The 2,552-nt window shown below is 66.7% G+C and carries 5 protein-coding genes; all 5 read right to left on the bottom strand.

What is annotated here, in order from left to right; genetic code table 11:
• The coding region (locus EOA29_RS32685; RefSeq protein WP_281061122.1) for a glycosyltransferase N-terminal domain-containing protein at positions 1-252 on the bottom strand (252 nt) is incomplete at its 3' end.
• Positions 249-1,025 (bottom strand): lysophospholipid acyltransferase family protein, encoded by a 777-nt coding sequence (locus tag EOA29_RS32680; RefSeq protein WP_127222159.1) that lies wholly within the window; start codon positions 1,023-1,025, stop codon positions 249-251. The genes EOA29_RS32685 and EOA29_RS32680, both read right to left, overlap by 4 nt.
• Before the next feature lie 5 nt (positions 1,026-1,030).
• A complete protein-coding gene (locus tag EOA29_RS32675; RefSeq protein ID WP_126094356.1) occupies positions 1,031-1,276 on the bottom strand; it encodes a DUF4170 domain-containing protein in 246 nt (81 codons plus the stop codon).
• A gap of 75 nt (positions 1,277-1,351) precedes the next feature.
• Complete coding sequence (locus EOA29_RS32670; protein ID WP_126094357.1) at positions 1,352-2,161, bottom strand: 3'(2'),5'-bisphosphate nucleotidase CysQ; 810 nt, start codon at positions 2,159-2,161, stop codon at positions 1,352-1,354.
• Positions 2,148-2,552: metallopeptidase TldD-related protein (locus EOA29_RS32665; RefSeq protein WP_245468646.1), on the bottom strand; the 405-nt coding region annotated here is incomplete at its 5' end. The genes EOA29_RS32665 and EOA29_RS32670, both read right to left, overlap by 14 nt.

Below are 2,552 nucleotides of genomic sequence, written 5' to 3'. Positions count from 1 at the left end.
GACGCCATAGTCGAGGATCGATTCCACCAGCGGCACGACGGCGATCGTCTCGCCAACGCTCGCGGCGTGGATCCAGATCACCGGGCCTTCCGGGCGCGGACGGCCGGCGACGCCGTAGCGCTCGCGGCGGCGAACGCGGTCCTCCTTGCCGCGCGAGGCGCGCCAGGCGACATAGGGTCCGATCAGCGGGTAGGCGACGGCCCCCGCATAACGGTAGGCCGTCAGGGCGGTGCGCGCCCAGCGCTCGCTCATTTGGCGCCATCCACGAGGCGGTAGGCCTCGGCCGTCGCGGCGTTGAGGGAAGCGGTGACCTCCTGGCGCTTGCGCTCCATTTCGGCATCGTCGGCGTCGGCCGGCACGAAGACCGGCGTTCCGACGATGACCGCGGAGCGGCCGAACGGCAGGTTGATGGTGGTCTTGTCCCAGCTCTTTTCCAGCACCTTGCGGCGGCTGGTGGCGATCGCCGAGGGCAGGATCGGCCGGCCGGAAAGCCGCGCCAGAAGCACGATGCCCAGCCCGGCGTCGCGCGGCGTGCCATGCGGAATGTCGGCGATCATGGCCACATTCTTATCGGCGGCGAGCGATTTCTTCAGGGCAATCAAAGCCTTGGCGCCACCCTTGTCGAGATGCCTCGTACTGTCGCGGCCACCGGAGCCGCGCACCGCCTCGATGCCGAATTTCTCGATCATCAGCGCGTTGAGCTCGGCATCGGCGCTGCGTGAGACCATGGCGACCAGCGGCCTGCCCTTGGGATAGTAGGCAGGGGTCAGGAGATGCTGGCCGTGCCAAAGCGCGATGATGCCGGGTTCGAGATGCGCATAGGCGCCGCCGGCGACCTGCGTCGATCCTTTGACCAGCGGGCTGGTGATGCGAATCAGGCGGACGAACCAGGCGAACAGGCCGGCGATGAAATTCTTGACGAATCGCGACTGGGCGAGCGGCTCGCGGATGCGGCGCCAAAGCGTGCGCGTCCCGCCTCGCCCGGCGGAGCGCCCCGTCGCCCCTTTCACCGCCTCATGCTCCATCGTTGTCAACCGGCTGCCTTTGCTTCCGGGTCGAGCAACCGATGCAGGTGAACGACGAAATAACGCATATGGGCATTGTCGACACTGGCCTGCGCCTTCGCCTTCCAAGCAGCGTGCGCCGATCGATAGTCGGGGTAGATGCCGACGATGTCGAGCGCATCGAGATCACGAAACTCGGTTCCGCCCAGCTTTTTCAGCTCGCCGCCGAACACCAGGTGCAAAAGCTGTTTCTTTCCGTCTTCCACGGCCATGCCGATCCTTCGCATACTTATGAGTTTTGTGACAGGTCTAGACCAAAGCAGCCGGTTTTGGAACTGGCGACCGGCTCACCCTTCGTCAGCTCCGGCGATGACCCCGACGACGACTTCGAGCAGTTCGCCGCTGCCGGCGGCGAGCGCGCCGTGGTTGATCACCTCGCCGGCATAACGCGGCGGCTTTCCGCCCCGATCAAGCAGGGAGCCGCCCGCTTCGGCCAGGATCAGGTCGGCGGCAGCGATGTCCCAGTCATGCGCGCTCGGCTTGACGAAGGTCGCATCCAGCTTGCCATTGGCGATCATCGCCAGCCGGTAGGCGAGCGAGGGGATGTAGGCCGCGCGCCGCAGCCGGTCCTGCCAGGCCTCAGGCATGCGGTCGACCAGCGGCTTCGGCCCGCCGATATCGACGGTGTCGCCCAGCGCACGGACGTGGATGCGCTTGTCATTGAGGAAAGCGCCCTCGCCCGGCAGCGCCCAATAAGTCTCGTGCTTGGCCGGGCATTCGAGCACGCCACCGAGCGAGCGTCCATCCTCGACCACGGCGACGCTGACGCACCAGGAATGCAGGCCGTCGAGAAAGCCCCGCGTTCCGTCGATCGGGTCGACGACAAAGGTCCGGCGGGCCAAAAGCCGGGCATGATCGTCGGCGGTCTCCTCCGACAGCCAGCCGTAATGCGGCCGCGCCTTGAGCAAGGTCTCGCGCAGATAGGCGTCCGCGGCATGGTCGGCCTCGCTCACCGGCGAGGTGCCGCCCTTCATCCACACCTGCGGGTTGTTGCCGAAATAGCGCATGGCGATCGCGCCCGCCTCACGGGCGGCGTGGCGCAGCAGAGCGAGATCTTCACGCGCCTCGCTCGAGGCAAGCTGGTCAAGCACCGGCAAGGGTCATCCCTTCGATCAGGAGCGTCGGCGCCGCGGTGCCGAAATTGCGGTCGAGGTCGCTTGCCGGCACCATGTTGAGGAACATGGTCTTCAAGTTGGAGGCGATCGTCACCTCGGCCACCGGATAGGCGAGCGCGCCGTTCTCGATCCAGAAGCCGGAAGCGCCACGGCTGTATTCGCCGGTCACCATGTCGACGCCCTGGCCGAACACCTCGGTGACGTAGAAGCCGCGCTTCAGCGAGGCGATCAGTTCCTCCGGCGCGCGCTCGCCGGGCTCGATGGCGAAATTGGTCGAGGACGGCGAAACGGAGGAGCCGCTGCGCGAGCCGCGTCCGTTGGTGGTCAGGCCGAGCTCGCGCGCGGCCGACGTCGACAGGAACCAATGATTGAG

This window comes from Mesorhizobium sp. M1E.F.Ca.ET.063.01.1.1 (assembly GCF_003998155.1).
Taxonomy (GTDB): Bacteria; Pseudomonadota; Alphaproteobacteria; order Rhizobiales; family Rhizobiaceae; genus Mesorhizobium.
Note: the sequence above shows the minus strand (reverse complement) of the source record. Positions and strands in the feature narration are given on the sequence as shown.

What these genes read in the sequence shown, in the direction of transcription:
- EOA29_RS32675 (WP_126094356.1), bottom strand. Translation starts at nt 1,276, where the DNA reads ATGGCCGTGGAAGACGGAAAGAAACAGCTTTTGCACCTGGTGTTCGGC.
- EOA29_RS32680 (WP_127222159.1), bottom strand. Translation starts at nt 1,025, where the DNA reads ATGGAGCATGAGGCGGTGAAAGGGGCGACGGGGCGCTCCGCCGGGCGA.